Below are 20,652 nucleotides of genomic sequence, written 5' to 3'. Positions count from 1 at the left end.
GCGTTTGAAATTTGTGGTCATGGGCAGGTTTGGTATGCGGTAACGGCTGCTGCAAGTGATCAGCCTGCTGCGCCATCGCTGTTTTTAAGACTTTGGCAATCGTGTCAGGCGTATTGATATCGGAAGCATTTATATCGTGCTTATTTAGGCTTTTCACATTATCCAAACCATTCAAATCATCTCTCTGCGAGCTTGAGCGACTAAGGCATTCAATCGTGCTGCTGATGTGACTCAACTGAGTGATATGCGATAACCAAGGCGCTTGCCAATCAATCTCAGCAAAGCTGTTATCGAGCTGACCTTCTACTACAGGTAGCTGCTTGGTATGAGTATCGGAATTGAGTGTAGCGGGTAAATCACTGGCAGGCATAGAAGCTCTCTCTTACGGACTATATCTATTAGACGTATAGACGGTCTATGGTATCATGGTGCGCTTTTTTACTGCTAGATATGCAGCTCGGAAGGACTTTTTGAGCGCTATGGATGAATGAGTTTTATGGCAAATTTCAATACCCACTTAAATGTCGCATTTATGGTCAGCGGCACACTAAGTTTGACGGTTTATAAAGCTGGATTGGTTGATGATTCAGGGTTTTTAGTGTGTGTGGCGCTTGGTACTATCGGTGGGTTGCTGCCTGACTTAGATTCTGATAATTCAACACCGATTAAGCTCGGTTTTAATATCACCTCGTTTATCTTTGCCTTTGGTCTAGTCATGCACTGGCGTAGTGATTTGAGCTTACTCGCCTTAATGATATTGTGGCTGGCAGGCTACGGTTTTATGCGCTATGTCGTCTTCCATATTTTTACGACGATGACTGTGCATCGCGGTGTCATCCACTCTGTGCCGTACATGGCGATACTGGGACTGGGTTTGACGTGCCTAAGTTATTATGGATTGCACCTACCACTGACTACTAGCTGGTTTTATGGTCTATTCTTATTTGGTGGCGCGATGGTGCACTTATCATTGGACGAGCTGTATAGCGTCAATTTATCTAATATGAAAATGAAGCGCTCATCGGGCACGGCGATGAAGTTTTATCAGCCAAAAGACAAATGGTGGTACCTGCTCTTATATACTATCCTTGCGTTGCTGGTATATGCCGCTCCGCCTTTTGAGATGTTTTGGTCACGGTTGAGCGACCCTTCTGCATGGGCGCAGCTCAAAGTTGGTATATTGCCAGAATTGATAAAAAGCATACTGTAATAAAGTTATCATAAGACTATTAAGCCTAAACGAATAAGCCCAAACAAAAATTAGAGTAAAACATGCAACCTTCCCTAAATATTTGCCCGTGCCAAACCAATCCAACAGCAGAGACGGCAAACGCTCCACTATCCTATCAAGACTGCTGTCAGCCTTATCATGATGCTTTTTATAATGATGATGCTGACAAAGCAGACGGTATAAAAGCGGAGACAGCCGAGCGGCTTATGCGGTCGCGCTATAGTGCCTTTGTGTTGGTGAAACCAGAGTATATCGTTGAGACCACACTGCCTGCACAGCAAGCGTTACTTGATGGTGCAGCAATTGAAAATTGGGCAAAAGAAACGCACTGGGCAGGACTAGAGATTGTAAAACACACGCCAAAGCTGGGTAAACGTCATGCGCAGGTTAAGTTTAAGGCTTATTTTAATACCAAAGATAATACAGTCAGTTTAGAAGAAAAAGTACAGGCGCATCATGAGTTATCTGCTTTTGTAAAGGTAAAAAGCAAGGCTAGTAACGATGCACGCTGGTACTTTTTAGATCCGACGGTTGCGATGACTGTTACGCAAAAGCAACCGTGCATTTGTGGATCAGGTGAGAAGTTTAAGCGTTGTTGCGGGGGTTATATTTAAATAATATTAGATGTTTACCACCCATCTTAAACACTCGCCCCAACGGCTCGTGCAATCGCAATCCCTTCATCAACCGTCAAAAACTTGCGCTGGCTCGGGCTGTCTTTATAGATGACATCGCCATCTTGAAATATCAGACATTCATTGACCGCTAGCTGTTGCCATTTTTCATTTTCAGTCAACGGCACGGTCACTAAGATAGTGACTTTATCCGTATCTGTGGTCACATCACCGAAGTTAATCGCCATATCATCATCTGACAATTTCGCTTCACCAAATGGCGCTTTGCGCGTGAGATAAAACAATAAGCTACCCGCATAAGCCAGCTGCCATTTACCATTTGAGATTAAGCAATTAAATAAACCATTAGCCGACAGGTAACGACATTGCGTGGTCAAAAAGTTAAACAGTGTTTTGTCATCAGGACGCGACTTAAAGCTGCTTTTTAGGCGATTGACCAAATAACAAAATGCCATCTCTGAGTCAGTTGAGCCGACTGGCTGACAATGTGAGGCGTTGCCATTGTCTTGTAGACGCTGACAACGTTTGATAAATTCGCTATTCATCTGACCGTTATGCGCAAATACCCACTGCTCACCCCATACTTCACGCACAAACGGATGGGTGTTTGCCAAGCAGTTCTGTCCTTGCGTCGCTTTACGAATATGCGCGATGACATTCATGGCTTTGATTGGGTAGTTATTGACCAAATCAGCGACTGGTGACAAATGGCTTGGGCGATTGTCATGAAACAAACGCAGACCCGTTGAGTCATTTGTCGTTTCGTCATTATTCACACAGTCACTTCGTTCAAAGAAGGCAATACCAAAACCATCTTCATGGCTGTCCGTCATCCCGCCACGCTTGCGAAATCCTGCAAAGCTAAAACCAATATCAGTTGGGGTATTACAGTTCATACCTAAGAGTTGACACATTTAATCGTTACCGCCATTGTTATTATTAAGCGAATCATCACCTGTTATCGGGTTGCTTTGAGTAGAATTACTCTGAGCAGCAGATAGCGCGTCAAAGTCAGCATCACTCATTTCATCAAGTAGAGCAGCACCATCAGTTGGAATGGTATCCAAAATGCGCTGAGCTTCTGCTAAGTCCGTATCTTGCACCCAAAGTACCGCGCCTGAATTCATGCCTGGGATACTACTTAACGCTTGCATCGATACCGTAATATTGTTATTTCTCAGCAAGTTGGCATGCAACTCGCCTTGCATATTGGTGTCATAGCGTACCAGTTTGTGCCAGTTATCAACTTGATCGGTCATGGGTTCGCCTCTGAGGTTTGGTGCTAGATTTCGGTACCAGAATAAATGAATAAGCAACGCTTACGATAATTGATCCAGTGTATATTCTTCGATTGCAGACTCACTACTATTTAATGCTTCTTGCGCTTGCTCAGCTTGCGTAATGCTGCTAAATACGCCGACTACCTGATTGTTCTGTTTGTTTAATAGCACATATACGGTATTTTGTGATTTTTCGACATGCGCCCAATGATAAGCAGCTAGACGTTTCATCAAGTCAGGATTTTTGACCATGATATTATCACCCGTACGGCCTTCTGTACGGTTGTAATGAATCACATTTAAACGTAACAACCAAAATATCACCGCCGCTTTTGCTAGCATAACAGGTAGTGCATGTTTTTCATCGTTATTTAGTGGGCGTATCGATTCATAACCTTGTAAGAATGCCGCCATTTTACTACGGTCAAAGTTTACGGACTCGCCTTGTTCCGCAACGCCCCACGTCGTACAAAAATCATTGATAGTAATGGCAATATCCATCACGTAATGCTCGACACTGACTTCAGTAAAGTCTAGTAGACCTGTCAAACGCGCTTCGCCCTTTTGTAGGTTCCATAAGGTATTATCGGCAAACATATCTAAGTGACACAGACCTTTTGGCAAGGTTGCCAGTGGCAATTTTGAATAAGAACGCCAAATATCGCTCATCAGCTTGGCTTCATCACCTGGCATAAATTGCATTTCACGATCACGCACATCTGCCCATGGATACAAAGGCACGCCATATTGCTCACTTGGCTGCAGTGCTTGTAGTGTTTCGTGCAGCGTTGCTAACGCCGCACCAATATCATGACACATCGCTTGCGTGGTTTGCTCTGGATGTGAACCTGCTAGGCATGGCACTAAGGTAATCGCTTTGTCTTCATAATGGATGACATAACGTTTATCATCACCATCCGTTTGCGAGCTATTCGAGTCAATAACAGCTAGCGGCGCGGCAACTGGTAGTTTGCCATTTAATTGATTGAGGATAACCGCCATTTTTTCGATATCAGCGGGCGGACGCTCTTCAAATAAAGTGAACACGTAAGAGTGGGTGCCGTCTATATCATCAGTCGTTTGGATAAACCAGTTTGAGTTTTTAATACCTTGAGTGATCGGAATCGCGCGGGCAAACGACACGCCAAAGCTTTGGCAAAAGGCGGCAAACTGGTCATCGGTTAACTGGGTATAGACAGACATGACATCTCACTTATAGCAATTGGATAAGAGGTTAAATAGGATAAATTTATGCGGTAATGACAGCAATTGTATCGCGCATGATAAAACTATGGTGAAAAGCGTAATAATCTTGCGAAAACCTGCCTGAAATAGCAGTGATTTTGCTAGACTAGCGCCTATGAATTGATTATAAGGTGAAAGACCCTATGTTAGCAAAGCGTATCATTCCTTGCTTGGACGTTGACAATGGCCGCGTGGTCAAAGGCGTGCAATTTGTCGATATAAAAGACGCAGGCGATCCTGTCGAAGTAGCCAAACGCTACAATGAACAGGGCGCTGATGAGATTACTTTTTTGGATATTACGGCGACTAATGATGAGCGCGATACCACCTATCATACTGTTGAGCGCATGGCAGAAACGGTATTTGTTCCACTGACTGTCGGTGGCGGCGTGCGTAAAATCGCTGATATTCGCAATTTGCTCAATGCTGGCGCGGATAAAGTAGCCATTAACTCAGCAGCCGTATTTACGCCTGAATTCGTTGGTGAAGCCGCGCAGAAATTTGGTAACCAGTGTATCGTCGTGGCTATCGATGCCAAACGCGTCGCTGATATCAATGTTGATGGTATCGTCGTACCACGTTGGGAGATTTTCACTCATGGTGGTCGCAAGCCAACAGGTATCGATGCCGTCGCTTGGGCAAGCAAAATGGCTGAATTAGGCGCTGGTGAATTACTGGTCACCTCGATGGACGGTGATGGCACCAAAAAAGGCTACGACTTAGCACTCATGCAACAAATTACGAGTCGCGTCAATGTACCAGTTATTGCCTCAGGCGGCGTCGGCAACCTGCAACATCTAGCAGAAGGCGTACTAGAAGGCGGCGTAGATGCCGTACTTGCCGCCAGTATTTTTCACTTTGGCGAGTACACGGTATTGGAAGCCAAAGAGTATATGGCAGCGCAAGGAATACAGATGCGTCTTTAGCACGCTCGTAATATACAAATAAAACCCAAAAAAATGCTATCATAGCGCTAACCATTTATTTTCGTTCAATTAACTAGGGCAACGCCAAAATAATAGGCGACCGAGTCGATTGAACGCATCAGACTATTTAGCTATTTATTGACGCCTATATTTCAATTGAACGCTTATTAAGCAAAGGATTTTTTATGTCGAATTTACAACAGCAGCGCAACGACGTGACTCATATCGATGGTAACCTACATCAAAACGCTGATGCTCGCATTGGTATCGTTGTTGGTCGTTTTAACGGTTTTGTCGTTGAGTCATTGGTTGATGGTGCAATCGATGCCCTACTCCGTCATGGTGTATTGGGTAGCAACATTACTGTTATTCGTGTGCCTGGCGCATTTGAGCTACCACTTGTGGCCCAGCGTGCTGCTGAATCAGATCGTTTTGACGCAATTATCGCACTAGGCGCAATCATTCGTGGTAGCACGCCGCATTTTGATTTTGTTGCTAGCGAATCTGCCAAAGGTTTGAGCAGTGTTGCTATTGATTATAATATTCCTGTTGCTAATGGCGTAATCACCACTGACAGCATCGAGCAAGCGATTGAGCGCTCTGGTACCAAAGCTGGTAACAAAGGCTCTGAAGCTGCGATGGTTGTATTAGAAATGATCGCTGTTTTGTCACAACTAGATATTGATGACAATATCGATGAAGCGTAAGCTTTAAAGCTCGTGTTTACCAGTTTGAAGGGTGCTGCTATTTAGTAATAACAGCACCTTATAGCACTAGCCAGCTATCAAAAAAATTGGCTACTTTTTGAATTTTCGCCGTATTTCTATACCTTTTAAGATGTTGAATCAGTAAAGCTAAAAAGCTACTTTGCCAATTCATATTTTGACTGGGTATCATCTCAAAAATTTAGGTACAGACCCCCTATGACTGACCAACTCAAGCGCGCTATCAGCGCTGCGAAAACCGCACAAGCCAATGAAGCTGAAGCTACTCGTATAGCGAGCAGTAGTGCAGGTGATCAAACCTTCGATATGAGTGAGTCTTCTTATAAGACCAGTCACACTGCTATCCGTAAGGCACGTCGCTTTGCGATGCAAGGACTATACGAATGGCTCGTCACTGATCGCCGCTTTGATGTAGATGGCAAGCTTGGCTGGAAAGCCAACGCTCCGCATGATATTGCTGCTCGCACGCGTGCAACCAATGCCATGCATACCGTCCATATCGGCTATTACCATGAAATGATGCGTGACATCCCAGAGCAGATTGAAGCGCTTGATGCCTTGATCAGTCAGCATCTCGATCGTGAGGTTGATAAGTTAGATACTGTTGAACATGCTATCTTGCTGATTGGCGCGTATGAGCTACAAAACCGTGTAGAGATTCCTTACAAGGTCGTGCTTGATGAAGCAATGAAGCTAAATAATCATTTTGGGGCGACTGACGCTCATAAATTGATTAATGCGGTACTGGACAAAATGGCTGTTGAAGTGCGCGCAATCGAAGTGCAAGCAGATACCAACGCCAACCTACGTACCTCACAAAAAGTGGCATCTAAGCAGGTTGAAGCAAACTCAGTGGACAGCGTTGAAACTGCTGCTGAAAAAGAAAGCGCTATCGTCGATGAGCCTACTGCATCAAACAAGCCGCGTATCAGTGCTAACAAAGCTAATGTCAAACGTAGCAGCGCCAGTAAAGCCAGTGCAAATATCAGTGACTTTAGGGCGAGCAAGAAAAACGCTAACGATACCAAAGACTAAGATGAATCATGAACGAGTTTGAGCTGATTGAGCGTATATTCTCACAGATGCAGGCCACGCTTGCGCCGTTACCTGGTATCGAAAAAGGCATCGGTGATGATGCAGCTGTGATGGCGGTGCCAGTAGGATCACGCTTGGTTAGCTGTATTGATACGCTGGTTCAAGGTCGTCATTTTCATGCTGATTGGCAAAAGGTTGACGAGTTAGCGTTTGCGATTGGCTACAAAGCTGTCGCTGTCAATGTCTCAGACATCGCTGCTATGGGCGCATCGCCGCATAGTATTATGTTAGCGCTGGCACTACCTGAACGTCTAGCAAATCAAGCATGGCTTACTGAATTTGCTAAAGGCTTATTCCATGCGTGCCATCTGTTTGGTGTGGCGCTGATAGGTGGCGATACGACGCGCAGTGAGCGCTTAGTGCTCAGCATCAGCGCACAGGGGTTGCTTGCCGCAGACACACCTGCCGTTTACCGCTCAGGTGCGCAAATAGGTGATAAGGTTTATGTTTCAGGTACACTTGGTGATGCTGCTTTCGCCTTACAGCATCCTGACAGCGCACAAGGTATAGCGTTGGCGCATCGTCTACATATGCCAACGCCGCGTATTGCGCTAGGTGCAGCACTGGCAAAGATGGGTGCAACATCGATGATAGATATCTCCGACGGTCTTTATCAAGATCTTGGTCATATCTGTCAGCAGAGCTCTGTAGGCATGCGCATCTATTTAGATAAGCTACCGAGTAGTGAGACATTATCCACTGCCGATTTGTCTGATCGCTTATTAGGTCAGCTAGCGGGCGGCGATGATTATGAATTGGCATTTACTTTGCCTGCGCATATCAAACCGCCTACAGGCAACACGTCTGTTACCTGTATTGGTGAAGTAACTGCACTAGCAGACCCTACAGCGACAAACACCAAGCCTCCTGATAGTTCACCTCTTGAACTGTTTTATCAAAATCAGCCAGTGACGCCAACTCAGCCCGCACCGTTTTTAACATGGCCCAATCTTACTGGTTACCAACACTTTACAGGCTAATCCATGACTGATCACGACTTATCTAAGCCTGATATCCGTAAAGCAAATGACTGCCCACCTCTACCAGTTGGTGCTAGTGTGCTTGACCGTATGATTTACTGGCTTGGGCTAGGTTTAGGTAGTGGTTTACCACGCCGTGCACCTGGTACTTGGGGTACCGTTGGTGGTCTGATTGTGGGCGTACCTCTCATGAGTCTGGGATTTATTCCTTTTTTAGTGCTGACTATACTATCTTGTTTGGTTGGTGTTTGGATCTGTGGGCGTACTTCTGAGTTGATGCAGGTACACGATGATCCACATATTGTATGGGATGAATGGGCAGGTATGTGGATTACCTTATTACCGTTATCTTACATTTTGTCCTATTTATTTCCTAAAACTGAAAACACATTGTCGCTAATGATGATGCCGATGTTTTGGGGCTGGCTACCGACCGCCTTTATCCTATTTCGCGTATTCGATATCTTGAAACCGCCACCGATTGGCTGGGCAGACCAGAAAGTTGCTGGCGGTCTTGGGGTAATGTTAGATGATATTATTGCAGGCATCATGGCAGCGGTCATTTGGCTAGTTATCTATATCATTGTGATGATGTTTATGTCTTTTTGATATTAGCGCACAGAGTATTTACTACAGTTTTAGCTGTCTTATATATTATTTTGCTTACTTAAATTATCGGTGTTCAAGTTACAAAGCCTGCACATCACAACATTTTTCTGAATGAACCTTTGCGCTATAATCCAATATTATATTTTGTTACATTTGTGAGCCTATTATGACATCACCTCTTTCTGTAATTATTCTAGCTGCCGGTAAAGGCACACGTATGCAGTCGGCAAAGCCAAAGGTATTGCAGACATTGGCTGGAAAGTCTTTATTAGGCCATGTACTAGACACTTGTCATCAGCTAACGGTTGATGAAACCATCGTTGTCCATGGTTTTGGTGGTGATCAAGTAAAATCAGAAATTACCAATCAATACACACAAGCATCGATTACTTGGGTTGCTCAAACTGAGCAGTTAGGGACCGGCCATGCGGTTAAAGTAACTCTTTCTGATTTACCTAAGTCAGGGCAAAGTCTCATTCTTTATGGCGACGTACCATTGGTAAGCTGCCAGACGCTAACGGCATTAAAAACTGCCAATACTGATGGTATGTCGATGCTGACGTTGACGGTCGATAACCCATTTGGCTTGGGTCGTATCAAACGTGACCAATCAGGTAATATCGAAGCCATCGTTGAACAAAAGGATGCCGATACTGAAGAGCAAAGCATTAGAGAAATTAACAGCGGTATTTATTGCGTTAATAATGCGCTACTGCACAAATATTTGCCTGAGCTTTCTAACGACAATGCGCAGCAAGAATATTATCTAACGGATATTGTCAAAATGGCAGTTGCCGATGGTATTACTATCGCGGCGATTGAGCCTGAGCATACGTTTGAGATTGAAGGGGTAAATAACCGTCAACAGCTTGCTAGTCTAGAGCGTACTTGGCAACGCAAGCTAGTTGCTGACTTACAAGAAACTGGCGTACAGTTCGCTGATCCTACCCGTGTCGATATTCGTGGTACGTTAACCGCTGGTCAAGATGTATTTATTGACGTTAATGTGGTGTTTGAAGGTGACTGCACCTTGGGTGATAACGTCTATATCGAAGCGGGCTCTGTCATCAAAAATGCCAAGATTGGTAATGCCTGCTACATCAAACCGCATTGCGTGATCGATCGCGCTGATATTGGTGCTGGTGTTGATATCGGGCCTTTTGCGCATTTGCGTCCTGATACCGTACTATCTGATAATAGCAAGATTGGTAATTTTGTCGAAATTAAGAAATCGACTATTGGTCAAGGCAGTAAAGTAAATCACTTAAGCTACGTCGGCGATTCAACTGTCGGTACAGGCGTTAATATCGGTGCTGGTGTCATTACTTGTAACTACGACGGTGCTAATAAATCGCAAACCATCATTGGAGACAATGCGTTTATCGGCTCTAATGCTAGCTTAGTCGCGCCTGTGACTATTGGTGATACAGCAACTGTCGCTGCAGGTTCTGTCATTACTAAAAACGTTGACGGTAGTGCGTTGGCATTTGGGCGTGCGCGCCAAGTACAAAAAAATGACTTTCAACGACCAACTAAAAAATAACTGCTCATTGGTAGTTTAGTCGATTCCAGTCATTCTTGAACCAATTTAAGCAGTACGGCAATCTTTGTGGTGCTGCTTCATCGTATTTATAAGCTAATGACTCATCATTAACGACAAACCAAATTTTTTGCTCGTATACCATTATATATTGAACCACTAAAAATTAAATCTAAGGAATAGCCATGTGTGGAATTGTAGGCGCCGTTGCTGAGCGAAATATCGCTAATATCTTACTTGAAGGCTTAAAGCGTTTAGAATATCGCGGCTATGATTCAGCTGGCTTGACCGTTATCCGTGATAGTGAGCTACACCGTGAGCGCCAAGTGGGTAAAGTACAGGCGCTGGTTAATGCCGTTGCTACCAACCCAGAATTTTTTGATGGTCATACTGGTATCGCTCATACGCGCTGGGCAACCCATGGCGAGCCAGCGCAACGTAATGCGCATCCACATGTGTCAGGCAAGATTGCGGTCGTTCATAACGGTATTGTCGAAAACTATGCTGAGCTAAAAGAAGAACTCATAGCCAAAGGCTACGTGTTTACCTCACAGACAGATACTGAAGTTGTAGCGCATCTGATCCATGATATCTACAAAGAGACACCTGACTTGTTGGAAGCGGTCCGCACCATCATTCCGCTACTGCACGGTGCTTTTGCATTGGGTATCGTACACGTAGATTGCCCTGATGAGCTCATTACTGTACGTCTAGGCTCACCTTTAGTGATTGGTGTCGGTATCGGCGAGAATTTTATCGCATCAGATCAGTTGGCGTTGCTGCCGGTGACTAACCGCTTTATGTATCTAGAAGAAGGCGATATCGCCAAATTAACTCGCAATAGTATTCAGGTTTATGCAAACGGTGTCGAAGTCCAACGTCAGATACATGAAATTGATGCAACCCAGCACAACGCCGATAAAGGCGAGTTCAAACATTATATGCTCAAAGAAATTTATGAGCAGCCAGATGCTGTCGCTCGTACAATCGAGATGGCTTTGGATAATGGCGAAACCACCAAACTACGTGATGACTTTTTACAGCGTCATGAGACCCTGTTATCAGGTATTCGTCATGTACAAGTAATTGCTTGCGGTACCAGTTATCACGCTGGTATAGTCGCAAAATACTGGTTTGAGAGCCTTATTCGTATACCTTGTTCCGTCGAGGTTGCTAGCGAATTCCGCTATCGCAATCCTGTTGTCGTTGATAATACTTTGGTCATCTGTATTTCACAATCTGGTGAAACAGCTGACACGTTATCAGCGTTACGTGATATCCAGGAGCAAACGCCAAAAGGCTTAGTCAGCTTGGCATTATGTAATGTACCGACTTCATCGCTCGTACGCGAAACAGATATTTTCTTGCCGACGTTAGCAGGGCCTGAGATTGGCGTAGCATCTACCAAAGCATTTACCACCCAGCTTGTGGCATTGATATTATTGATATTGAAAGTTGGCATCACGCAGAAGCGCATAACTGATGAACACTTAAGTACGTTACTAAGTGAGTTACATCAATTACCAGGACAACTCTACGCCAGTTTAAATCTTGATGGTCCTATCAAGACCATGAGTGAAAGCTTTGAAGACAAGAAAAGCTGTCTATTCTTAGGTCGCGGCTTACAGTTCCCGATTGCTCTAGAAGGCGCACTAAAGCTAAAAGAAATATCTTATATTCATGCAGAAGGTTATGCGGCAGGTGAGCTGAAACACGGCCCATTAGCATTGGTCGACAAAGACATGCCCATCGTCGTACTAGCGCCCAAAGACAGTATGTTTGATAAATTAAAGGCCAACATGCAAGAAGTGCATGCGCGTCATGGCGAGTTATTTGTATTTGCTAGCGAAGCCAGTCAAATGATCGCTGAAGATAGACTGCACTTAGTATATGTGCCCGATGTTTGCGAGACGCTTGCCCCTATTGTCTACAGCGTGCCTGTGCAGCTGTTGTCATACCATGTAGCTGTAATGCGTGGTACAGACGTCGACCAACCACGTAATTTGGCAAAATCAGTCACGGTAGAATAAGAAACCTACTCGCTGACATCCGTTGTGAGCGAGTAATAAAGATTCATACTGAGTAATAAAGTATCATCCTATTGGCTCATGTATTAACCCCTGCTACTATTTAGTAAAAAAGTAGCAGGGGGTTTTTATGCTCTCTAAAAACCATCAGAAGTGGATTGAAGAAGAACGAGGTCAAGGAGCGTTAACTGACTATAAACCTTGTATGGCTTGACCGTTGATACTTCCTTTCTCTAATAATATCGTATCATCGAATAAGCCAACATCTTCAGATTCAGACGATGTTGTTTCCGTTATTTCTTTGATTTTTACGCCGTTATCTACGCCAGTATAACGAGTGTATAACGTATTAGCACTTATCCCGTCGTCTTGAACGACGTAAAACTTGTGTTCAAATACGCAAGTCTCAAACGTGCCTGCTGGAACCGTAATGGTTTCTCTACCAACATATTTTAATGAAGTGTCCATTGTATAAGACTTCATTTCGCCAGCTGTTGTTTCAATCATGGTGACTGTTGCATAATGCTTCGTCTCACCTTGTTCTAAGTTATAATTTAGTTTTAATCCGCTCGGTTGGTAATCAACTTCCATCCCAGCCTCACTGTCAGTTTGCCCTAGAGTGATCACTGATTGATCAGCTTTATCGTGCTTTATATACACAATAGATTGACCTTCTTTTCTAGCCAATACATCGCTAAAGCCTTTATATTGCGGAACTGCTTCTACAACTTCATGAACATCGTTAAGTCCAAAATCTATAGCACCATTTGAAGCATATTCTAGATCAATCGTCGTGCCTGGGGTTAGCAACGTTGAGTTAATGCAAGCTAAAGAGGTCGTATTAGATGGTTCAGTTGGTGATACTTCACCATCAGTTGATGGTTCTGAATACGATGTACTTTCCTCTCCACAACCAACCAATACAAAAGTTATCGCTAATCCGATGAAAGATAATTTCAAAGTAAGTTCCTTCTTATTTAATTCATTAATATGCAAGTTCTCATTAGATTTAATTTAATCTAGATATTGTTATACCAAAGTTAAAATATTGTTTTTTGCAAATGACATCGAGTCATTTATTTAGCTAAATGATGTGTTGAGTACATTAATACTTTCGGATGACTAAATATCAAAAGGAAAAATCTATCGACATAACGCAGGCTTGCAACAAACGGTATTTTACGTTCCATATACTATTTTAAAGTACCCCTAGTTTCAAATAATAACTGAGATATTCACAGAGTGTTGTAAAAGATAAAGCCAATTGCTGAAAATGGGGCGCTCTTGCCGCCGCAGTAAAAAGCAGGCTACAACCCATATCTCGTTACCTCAGTATGAAATCTTATTATTTTTTTGGGTGATGCTCTAAGATACGTTCTGATAAACATCAACACTTAAAATAGTCTGCTGTAAGTTGTTCCCTTGAGGCATATCTAAAAAACTTCCGCTAACTGCCTGACTAAAACAACCTAAGTTCGAGTGCACGGCATTGACGGCAGGGGGCGGTTATATAGAGTTTGGGATGGTCTTCCATGCTAAGAAGATTGAGAATTACAAGGAGTTTTCTGCGCTAATCGAAACAAAACTATTAGATAAAAGTAAACACATTTTCTATATTTTTATCTGAACAAGATAGGTTCTAAGTTTTTCAAAGGCATAATTTAAGAATACTACCTCGTTTCTTCTTATGAGCAGCAGATGAGATTGTGTTGTTTTTTACTAGTCAAAAAAACGCTCACATTTTATGAGCGTTTATAGTAAACATTAAGGTTTTGAGTAAAGCTAGTTGACTACTATTGAGCTGCTAAAAAATCCTTTACTTCTAGCAACACCAGTTCATTATCATCTGCTTGGTTAGGAAGCCTACTCGATGAAAATGGTAGATTGTTGTCATTACCGACCACAATGTGGCTCGAATCTACGATATCAACGTTTTCAATCGTGAAAAATGGAAACGTAAGCTTGCTATTGACCAGTGGCTTTTTAGACACATTTTTTGGATCTTCAATGCTCATCAGATCAATGTAAGCTACTTTACGTGCTATATCACTGTTTTGATCGAGTGCCACTTTGTAAACACGCTTATAGTCGGCAGGATTTTCAAAACACTTAGTGGTATCTTGAGCGTTATCAGAACAGGCTAGATCTGATGTGCCCTCTAGGTTATCACGCTCGATAATCAGACCGTAAGTATCGTCAATCATATTAAAATCACCGATAGCATACTCATTACTGTCTAAGATATATTTCCAGCTTTTACCTGTATACTGCTTGCGTTTCGTATCAAATTCTAAGATTCGCAGATAGTTCTGTCCGTTTACCGATTCATATGCCTTAGTCTTATGATCGTATATGGCTCCTTCTAATAAAGGATACAAATAGCGCTCATTAGGTGAAGAGGCCATACCTTCAAACCCTTTTGAACGCTTGGTTTCATAATTTGGTGTGTCACCATCAGGTGCCCCTGCTAGTTTAAGCGCAGGATGATCAGGAGAACGTTTTATATCGCCTTCGACCACTGTATCATGGACTGATTTTAACTTACCTGTGCTATCGAATTGAAGCAGCCAAGGTCCAAACTCTTCACCTATCCAAATATCCCCATCGATAAATTGGAAGCTCTCTAAATCAAAGTCAGCACCGGTTAAATAGCGACTCTCCGTTCCTTCGTGAACAATACGGTGCGTCATTACATGATCAGCATCATTGAAGAATATGGTCTTAATTGGCTTAAATGTCCCTGTATTCCAGTCTATATGGTATTGACGAATAAACAACATCGCATCAGGTGAGTTAGCTTTACTACCATAGCCATTATCGGTCAATATCCAGTACGTACCATCGTCCATATACTTAATGCCAGAGCTACCTTGTACAGGTTGTCCATTAAACGGCAAGCTCATACCTGTCGGACGATTATACGACTTCCCCTCAACACTCCCTACTTCACTGACATATTGACCCGTGGTATATTTACCGCTGACTTTTAGATCTTCAGGGGCATCAAAAGGTGCAGCGATAAAAGTTTTAGCAGGCAGTATGGCGTGAGACTCAAGAGTAGCTGGATACTCTACCGCTGCTGTTGCAACATGACTTAAAATAGATAAGGAAGCTATTGCTAAGGTTAGCAAGGATTTGGAGGTCATCTTTATGGATTCCACTGATAGTCATTTAGGAATCCAGATTGTAGGATATTGAAATGTCAGTTTAATGACGCTCATTTGCTAAGATAGTTAAGGAGTCAAAACCCATATAAAACAATCCACGATATATGAATACTAGCTATTGATCCCTGCCGTTAAAACGATAAGCCGTTCATTCTATTCAGCAAACACTAAAGCAGTGTTTTTCACCTGCTTTGACGACAATACATGCACTCAAGATAACTTTTTAGTATAGCTTCCAACTTTATTATTGATTGCTCTTCGCAAAGGTAAAGCCATCTGATGAAAGTCACGAAAATACCTTCTAGTTCGACCAATATACGACCTGACTGAGAGTGTGTTTATCACTTCTTACGTTGCTACTATTATGTCGTGTCTTAGCTAACTATTTGGTTAGCTATTTGGCTCTCTATGAGAAGTGACTATTAGAGGTCACTAGGTTTACCATGTGGCGCTAACCATTTAGCAAACCATCCTGATAAATCATCCATCAAAGTATAGACAACAGGAATAACAACCAAGCTCAATAGCGTAGAGGTTACCAGACCACCCAGTACCGCTGCTGCCATCGGTCGCCTAAAAGTAGGATCTGCATCGCCCCAACCAAATACCAATGGCAACATACCTGCACCCATCGCAATGGTCGTCATGATGATAGGCCGTGCACGCTTACGACATGCATCTACGATGGCTTCAAAACGTGCCAGCCCTCGGCGCTGGGCAATTAACGCATAATCGACCAATAGAATCGAGTTTTTGGTCGCAATACCCATGAGCATAATAAAGCCAATCATCGAAGGCATCGATAAGCTGCTATTGGTAATAACTAAGCCGACGAACGCCCCACCGATCGACAGAGGTAACGCCATCAGAATGGTAAAAGGCTGTAAGAAACGACCAAACAATAAAATAAGTACGCCTAAAATACAAACCACACCGACGGACATCGCAATGATAAAGCCACTAAAGAGCTCAGCCATATTTTCAGCTTGGCCCTGATCGATGATAGTAATTGAAGCCGGCAGTTGCTGCATAGTCGGAACTGCTTTGACCGCTTGTACCAAATCGCCAAGCTCGCCACTCGCAGGTTGTACCGTAATACTAATAGCCCGCTCTCGATCCAGTCTGCTAATCTGTGCAGGCCCAGTGCCAAAGTCTAGCGTAGCAACCTCACCGACACGTACGCCTTGACCGGCAGGCATGGTACTTGGCACGTACAAACCTTCTAGCTGGCTAACATTTTGCTTAGCCACGTCAGGTAAACGTACCACAATCGGTATTTGGCGTGTATCAAGATTGAGCTTGGACAGTCGCTGTTCGTAATCGCTTACGGTCGCCACACGTAGAGTCGTAGCGATATCTTGCGTGGTAACCCCTTTATCCGCCATTGCCAACCTATCTGGCGTTACCGTTAGCTCTTGACGTGGCAAGCTGCGATCACTGGTTACCGCACCTGCACTTGGCAGACCTCGAATCTCAGACATGATTTTTTGTGCAGTCTGTTCGAGCAGTTGCGGATTGGTACTGGTCAATGAAAAATTATAGCCACTCTCACCGCCACTCGATAGACCGACCGTAAACCGTGCTCCTGGTACCTCGGTCATCAGCTTGCTAATTTTGCGCTCTATCTCTTGCTTGGTGCCTCGTTCTGCACGTGGGGCAAGTACGATATCCAAGCCCGCGATGTTTTCGGCCTTACTACCACCACCATCTGACGCACCCATCGATGCCTGCGCCTCTCCCACTGAGGTAAAAATATTGGTCACCTCAGGCATGGCCAAAATGCGAGCACTTGCTAGCGCCGCCACGCGCTCAGTATCTGCCAACGACACGTCAGGCGTCAGCTCAATAGCCACTCGAGTTTGATCGATATCGTTGTCAGGGATAAATGATGTCGGTAGCAGCTTAACTAGAGCTAATGATGCTACAAATAAAACAAGCGTTGCACCCATGGTTAGCCAGCGATGATGTAGGGTCCAAGATACAATCTTGAGATAGTACTTCATCATCGCGCTTTGTTTTCCGACGTGCTTTTTCTCGGGTCGCAAGATATAAGCTGCCATCATCGGGGTAATCAGGCGCGCTACCATTAGCGAGGCAAAAATTGATAAGGCAGCCGTCCAACCGAACTGACGGAAAAACTGTCCAACGATACCGCCCATAAAGGCCGTTGGTAAAAACACTGCAACCAAAGTAAAAGTGGTGGCGACAACGGCAAGACCGATTTCATCAGCAGCTTCCATCGCCGCTTCATAAGGCGTCTTACCCATACGTAGATGGCGTATGATGTTTTCGACTTCAACGATTGCATCATCGACCAGCACCCCAATAACCAGTGATAATGCCAGTAGTGAGATGATGTTAAGACTAAAGCCAAACAGATACATACCTAAAAAGGTTGGAATGACCGATAGCGGTAAAGCGACCGCGGCAACAATAGTCGCTCGAATATTACGCAAAAACAGGAAGACTACGACTACAGCTAGCAGACCACCCTCGATGAGCATTCTTAATGAGGCTTCATAATCCTCTGCAATGGGTGTCGCTCGGTCATAGACTTTCTCAATACTGATATTACCAACATCAGCAGTCAGCCTGGCAAGTTCTTTATCAACCAGATCCATCACATCAACTTCACTGGCACCGCGCGAGCGAGTAATGTTAAATGCCACCACTGTTTGACCGTCCAGCTTAGCAATCGAGCTTGGATCTGCTGCGCCATCAGTGATTTTTGCCATACGACCTAAAGCTTGTGTGCCCCCTGTAGGGACAGCCACTTGCAAATCGTTTAGCTCATTTGCTCGCTCAACAGCACCAAGAACACGGATGGTCTGAGTGGTATTGCCAACTTCTGCCTCTCCACCAGAGCTGTCTTGCTGGATACCAGCGATTTGCTGCGATAATTGCGAAATAGAAAACTTTAGACCACTTAACGCAATCGGGTCGGCAGCAACCGTGATTTCACGCTGCAACCCACCAACGCGGCTCACGGTACTTACGCCTGGTATGTCAGATAGCCGTTTGGTAACGGTATCATCGACAAACCAAGATAAATCCTCCACGCTCATATTCTCAGCAGCGACAGAGTACGTAACCACTGGAAACCCAGCAGTAGATACTTTGGTAATAATGGGATCGTTGGCTGCAGCTGGTAGATCGCCACGTACTTCGCCTACTGCTGACCGCACATCGTCTACCGCTTCTTGAATGTCTTTTTCTAAGGTAAACTCAGTGGCAATGGTCGCCGCACCCGTCTGTAACGTGGTACGAATATGACTCACGCCTTCGATACTGGTCAGTTTGTTCTCAATTTTTTTGGCGATATCGTTTTCGAGCTGTGAAGGCGCAGCACCCGGTAGCGTGACCGTGACTACCACCGCTGGCAAGTCTATGTCCGGAAACTGCTGGACTTTCATTTTCATGAAACCGTAAATACCGCCCAACGTCAGCAGCACAAACAGTAAGATAGCAACGAGCGGGTTCTTTATCGAATAAGCGGAGACGTTTAAGCTCATGGCTGTGCCTGCACTGGCTTATTGGTTTGAGACAAACCATTAACAACACGCACTAGGTCCCCATCATTTAAGAAGCTACCGCCCTGCTTTACGATACGACTGTCATTTGGCAAAGGCTCTAACACTGCCACGCTCTCGCCCAATCGCTCACCCAATGTCACTCGCTGCTGCTTGATACGTCCCATCGACCGATCATCTCGAGTAGTCGACTCGGTAACGAGCATCACATAATCATAACCATCATTGCTGACAACGGCGCTATTCGGAATTGTTTGCGTACTGCTACTTCCCAAGATGAACTCGCCTGTTTGATACATGCCTGCACGCATCTTTGAGTTGGCGGCTAGGCTGGCATAAATCGTAATTTGGCGGTTGTTATCTGCGGTTGGTGCAATACGGTTCACCTGCCCCATTACTGTATCACCACCTGGCAGACTGACTTGTACAGGCGTACCGACGTTTATATCACCGATGAGCTTAGGATCTATGTCTGCTCGCCACTCCAACACACCGCCTTCGATAATCGTAAATAATGGTTCTCCGCCTGCCACTTGACCGACTTCTACCATTTTTTCACTGATAATACCGCTGACAGGAGCGACGACTTTTGCATTCTCTAATGTCAAACGCTGATTACTCAAACGGGCTCTGGATGCTTGCAAAGAAGCTCTGGCACGGACTTCCGAAGTACGGTAGCGATCGGCCTCTTGTTTGCTGATGGCATCGATATCGATCAATGGCAGCACACGTGCAGCGTCAGCGCTAGCATTGGCAAGGGTGGCTTCCGCTTCTGCGACATCTGCTTGTGCCTGTAGCACTTGCTGCTCCATGGCATCGGTATCGAATACGGCTAAAACTTGACCCGCTCTGACGCGGTCGCCTTCTTCGACCAAAATACGCTCGATAGCCACACCATTGACTTTGGCGCTGACATTCGCAGTATCTTTAGCATTGATAGTTCCATCGGCACTAAGCGTGCTACCGATATCATCTTGGCTTGGATTGATTGTTTCTACTGATAGTACCGATTGCTCAATACCAGCATCGCTACCGGTTGACTGATTGTTTTCGACAGAATTAGAAGCTGCTGATTGATCTACAGCGACACTACCATCACTGCCCCAATACTTGCCAAGCAGCACACCAATTACTAGCACGGCTGCCAATACGGGCCACAACCATATTGGTGGTTTTGAAGATGGTCTTTGAGGTGAAGTGTCAGGTTGACGATATGGCGGCAACTTAGATTCAGCTGACGGCTTAGAATGGGTTTCTTCAAAATCGCTCATGGTAACTCTCTATAGGTACAGTCAATATTGAAATACTTGATATAGCATGACTAAAAATATCAATCAGTCACAGCAATAATAAAAAGTGGCACACAATCGAGGCAATGTTTGGATAGCCTGATATATGACTATGAGCGTTACTTACGGAGAGTATTACGATGTTCTCTAAAGCACTGTTTATTATTATAATAGTTCATCAAATTATCGAGAATAGCATATATTTAATCATCATCTTATTTTTAAGTATAGTGTCTAGCGTTCATAGATTTAATTGAACCTTAAACAAAAGATATGTGCAATATTAAAGGCATATCGACTAAATTAAAGAAATAAGAGTGCATATAGTCAGTCGTCGAATATCTGATGTATTCAACGAATAACTATGGATGGA

16 protein-coding genes and 1 pseudogene are annotated in these 20,652 nt (G+C 44.2%); 9 read left to right on the top strand and 8 right to left on the bottom strand.

The window, feature by feature from the left end; all coding sequences use genetic code 11:
• Window positions 1–370: pseudogene (locus ACT3QN_RS12830) on the bottom strand (DUF3025 domain-containing protein); the annotation flags it as partial.
• 126 nt (window positions 371–496) lie between these two features.
• On the opposite strand from ACT3QN_RS12830, the gene ACT3QN_RS12825 reads away from it, so the two are divergent.
• Both ACT3QN_RS12825 and ACT3QN_RS12820 read left to right on the top strand, forming a co-directional pair.
• Window positions 497–1,210, top strand: coding sequence for a metal-dependent hydrolase (locus ACT3QN_RS12825; protein WP_444522995.1), 714 nt, complete (start codon window positions 497–499; stop codon window positions 1,208–1,210).
• Between the two features lie 62 nt (window positions 1,211–1,272).
• On the top strand, window positions 1,273–1,845 hold the full coding sequence (locus ACT3QN_RS12820) for a YchJ family protein (RefSeq protein ID WP_444522996.1): 573 nt from the start codon (window positions 1,273–1,275) through the stop codon (window positions 1,843–1,845).
• A 26-nt stretch (window positions 1,846–1,871) separates the two neighbouring features.
• On the opposite strand, the gene ACT3QN_RS12815 is transcribed toward ACT3QN_RS12820, so the two are convergent.
• The 3 genes from ACT3QN_RS12815 to ACT3QN_RS12805 are packed head-to-tail and all read right to left on the bottom strand — an operon-like array spanning window position 1,872 to window position 4,349.
• Window positions 1,872–2,780, bottom strand: coding sequence for a class II glutamine amidotransferase (locus ACT3QN_RS12815; protein ID WP_444522997.1), 909 nt, complete (start codon window positions 2,778–2,780; stop codon window positions 1,872–1,874).
• Complete coding sequence (locus ACT3QN_RS12810; protein WP_444522998.1) at window positions 2,781–3,125, bottom strand: hypothetical protein; 345 nt, start codon at window positions 3,123–3,125, stop codon at window positions 2,781–2,783. It lies immediately after the preceding gene.
• A gap of 60 nt (window positions 3,126–3,185) precedes the next feature.
• On the bottom strand, window positions 3,186–4,349 hold the full coding sequence (locus tag ACT3QN_RS12805) for a homoserine kinase (RefSeq protein WP_444522999.1): 1,164 nt from the start codon (window positions 4,347–4,349) through the stop codon (window positions 3,186–3,188).
• A 185-nt stretch (window positions 4,350–4,534) separates the two neighbouring features.
• Between ACT3QN_RS12805 and hisF the strand changes: the two genes are divergently transcribed.
• The 7 genes from hisF to glmS all read left to right on the top strand — a co-directional run bounded on the left by hisF (window position 4,535) and on the right by glmS (window position 12,296).
• Window positions 4,535–5,317 carry an imidazole glycerol phosphate synthase subunit HisF gene (hisF, locus tag ACT3QN_RS12800; RefSeq protein ID WP_101205985.1) on the top strand — a complete coding sequence of 261 codons (783 nt, stop codon included), beginning with the start codon at window positions 4,535–4,537 and terminating at the stop codon, window positions 5,315–5,317.
• A 185-nt stretch (window positions 5,318–5,502) separates the two neighbouring features.
• Window positions 5,503–6,024, top strand: a complete 522-nt coding sequence (gene ribH / locus ACT3QN_RS12795; RefSeq protein ID WP_444523000.1) for a 6,7-dimethyl-8-ribityllumazine synthase — start codon at window positions 5,503–5,505, stop codon at window positions 6,022–6,024.
• 216 nt (window positions 6,025–6,240) lie between these two features.
• On the top strand, window positions 6,241–7,077 hold the full coding sequence (nusB, locus tag ACT3QN_RS12790) for a transcription antitermination factor NusB (RefSeq protein WP_444523001.1): 837 nt from the start codon (window positions 6,241–6,243) through the stop codon (window positions 7,075–7,077).
• Window positions 7,078–7,085: 8 nt separating this feature from the next.
• Window positions 7,086–8,117: a thiamine-phosphate kinase gene (gene thiL / locus ACT3QN_RS12785; RefSeq protein WP_444523002.1), complete on the top strand. Its 1,032-nt coding sequence runs from the start codon at window positions 7,086–7,088 to the stop codon at window positions 8,115–8,117.
• Window positions 8,118–8,120: 3 nt separating this feature from the next.
• A complete protein-coding gene (locus ACT3QN_RS12780; RefSeq protein ID WP_444523003.1) occupies window positions 8,121–8,726 on the top strand; it encodes a phosphatidylglycerophosphatase A family protein in 606 nt (201 codons plus the stop codon).
• A 166-nt stretch (window positions 8,727–8,892) separates the two neighbouring features.
• Window positions 8,893–10,269, top strand: a complete 1,377-nt coding sequence (glmU, locus tag ACT3QN_RS12775; RefSeq protein ID WP_444523004.1) for a bifunctional UDP-N-acetylglucosamine diphosphorylase/glucosamine-1-phosphate N-acetyltransferase GlmU — start codon at window positions 8,893–8,895, stop codon at window positions 10,267–10,269.
• A 182-nt stretch (window positions 10,270–10,451) separates the two neighbouring features.
• Window positions 10,452–12,296, top strand: coding sequence for a glutamine--fructose-6-phosphate transaminase (isomerizing) (gene glmS / locus ACT3QN_RS12770; RefSeq protein WP_444523005.1), 1,845 nt, complete (start codon window positions 10,452–10,454; stop codon window positions 12,294–12,296).
• A gap of 189 nt (window positions 12,297–12,485) precedes the next feature.
• On the opposite strand, the gene ACT3QN_RS12765 is transcribed toward glmS, so the two are convergent.
• The 4 genes from ACT3QN_RS12765 to ACT3QN_RS12750 form a co-directional block, all read right to left on the bottom strand.
• Entirely contained in the window at window positions 12,486–13,253 is a 768-nt protein-coding gene (locus ACT3QN_RS12765; RefSeq protein ID WP_444523006.1) for a hypothetical protein, read from the bottom strand.
• 833 nt (window positions 13,254–14,086) lie between these two features.
• Entirely contained in the window at window positions 14,087–15,439 is a 1,353-nt protein-coding gene (locus ACT3QN_RS12760) for an esterase-like activity of phytase family protein (RefSeq protein ID WP_444523007.1), read from the bottom strand.
• A gap of 443 nt (window positions 15,440–15,882) precedes the next feature.
• On the bottom strand, window positions 15,883–18,972 hold the full coding sequence (locus ACT3QN_RS12755; protein WP_444523008.1) for an efflux RND transporter permease subunit: 3,090 nt from the start codon (window positions 18,970–18,972) through the stop codon (window positions 15,883–15,885).
• Window positions 18,969–20,261, bottom strand: a complete 1,293-nt coding sequence (locus ACT3QN_RS12750; protein ID WP_444523009.1) for an efflux RND transporter periplasmic adaptor subunit — start codon at window positions 20,259–20,261, stop codon at window positions 18,969–18,971. The genes ACT3QN_RS12755 and ACT3QN_RS12750 overlap by 4 nt, the downstream gene beginning before the upstream one ends.
• Window positions 20,262–20,652 lie beyond the last annotated feature (391 nt).

The sequence above is a fragment of the Psychrobacter sp. AOP7-C1-14 genome (assembly GCF_052376135.1).
In the GTDB taxonomy this organism is placed as follows: domain Bacteria; phylum Pseudomonadota; class Gammaproteobacteria; order Pseudomonadales; family Moraxellaceae; genus Psychrobacter.
This window is presented reverse-complemented; position numbering and strand designations above follow the sequence as displayed.

Bases quoted from the DNA above. Each gene is read 5' to 3' on its own strand.
- hisF (WP_101205985.1), top strand. From the start codon at position 4,535: ATGTTAGCAAAGCGTATCATTCCTTGCTTGGACGTTGACAATGGCCGC.
- nusB (WP_444523001.1), top strand. From the start codon at position 6,241: ATGACTGACCAACTCAAGCGCGCTATCAGCGCTGCGAAAACCGCACAA.
- ACT3QN_RS12750 (WP_444523009.1), bottom strand. From the start codon at position 20,261: ATGAGCGATTTTGAAGAAACCCATTCTAAGCCGTCAGCTGAATCTAAG.
- ACT3QN_RS12780 (WP_444523003.1), top strand. From the start codon at position 8,121: ATGACTGATCACGACTTATCTAAGCCTGATATCCGTAAAGCAAATGAC.
- ACT3QN_RS12755 (WP_444523008.1), bottom strand. From the start codon at position 18,972: ATGAGCTTAAACGTCTCCGCTTATTCGATAAAGAACCCGCTCGTTGCT.
- ACT3QN_RS12820 (WP_444522996.1), top strand. From the start codon at position 1,273: ATGCAACCTTCCCTAAATATTTGCCCGTGCCAAACCAATCCAACAGCA.
- thiL (WP_444523002.1), top strand. From the start codon at position 7,086: ATGAACGAGTTTGAGCTGATTGAGCGTATATTCTCACAGATGCAGGCC.
- ACT3QN_RS12760 (WP_444523007.1), bottom strand. From the start codon at position 15,439: ATGACCTCCAAATCCTTGCTAACCTTAGCAATAGCTTCCTTATCTATT.
- ACT3QN_RS12805 (WP_444522999.1), bottom strand. From the start codon at position 4,349: ATGTCTGTCTATACCCAGTTAACCGATGACCAGTTTGCCGCCTTTTGC.
- ACT3QN_RS12815 (WP_444522997.1), bottom strand. From the start codon at position 2,780: ATGTGTCAACTCTTAGGTATGAACTGTAATACCCCAACTGATATTGGT.
- glmS (WP_444523005.1), top strand. From the start codon at position 10,452: ATGTGTGGAATTGTAGGCGCCGTTGCTGAGCGAAATATCGCTAATATC.
- ribH (WP_444523000.1), top strand. From the start codon at position 5,503: ATGTCGAATTTACAACAGCAGCGCAACGACGTGACTCATATCGATGGT.
- ACT3QN_RS12810 (WP_444522998.1), bottom strand. From the start codon at position 3,125: ATGACCGATCAAGTTGATAACTGGCACAAACTGGTACGCTATGACACC.
- glmU (WP_444523004.1), top strand. From the start codon at position 8,893: ATGACATCACCTCTTTCTGTAATTATTCTAGCTGCCGGTAAAGGCACA.
- ACT3QN_RS12825 (WP_444522995.1), top strand. From the start codon at position 497: ATGGCAAATTTCAATACCCACTTAAATGTCGCATTTATGGTCAGCGGC.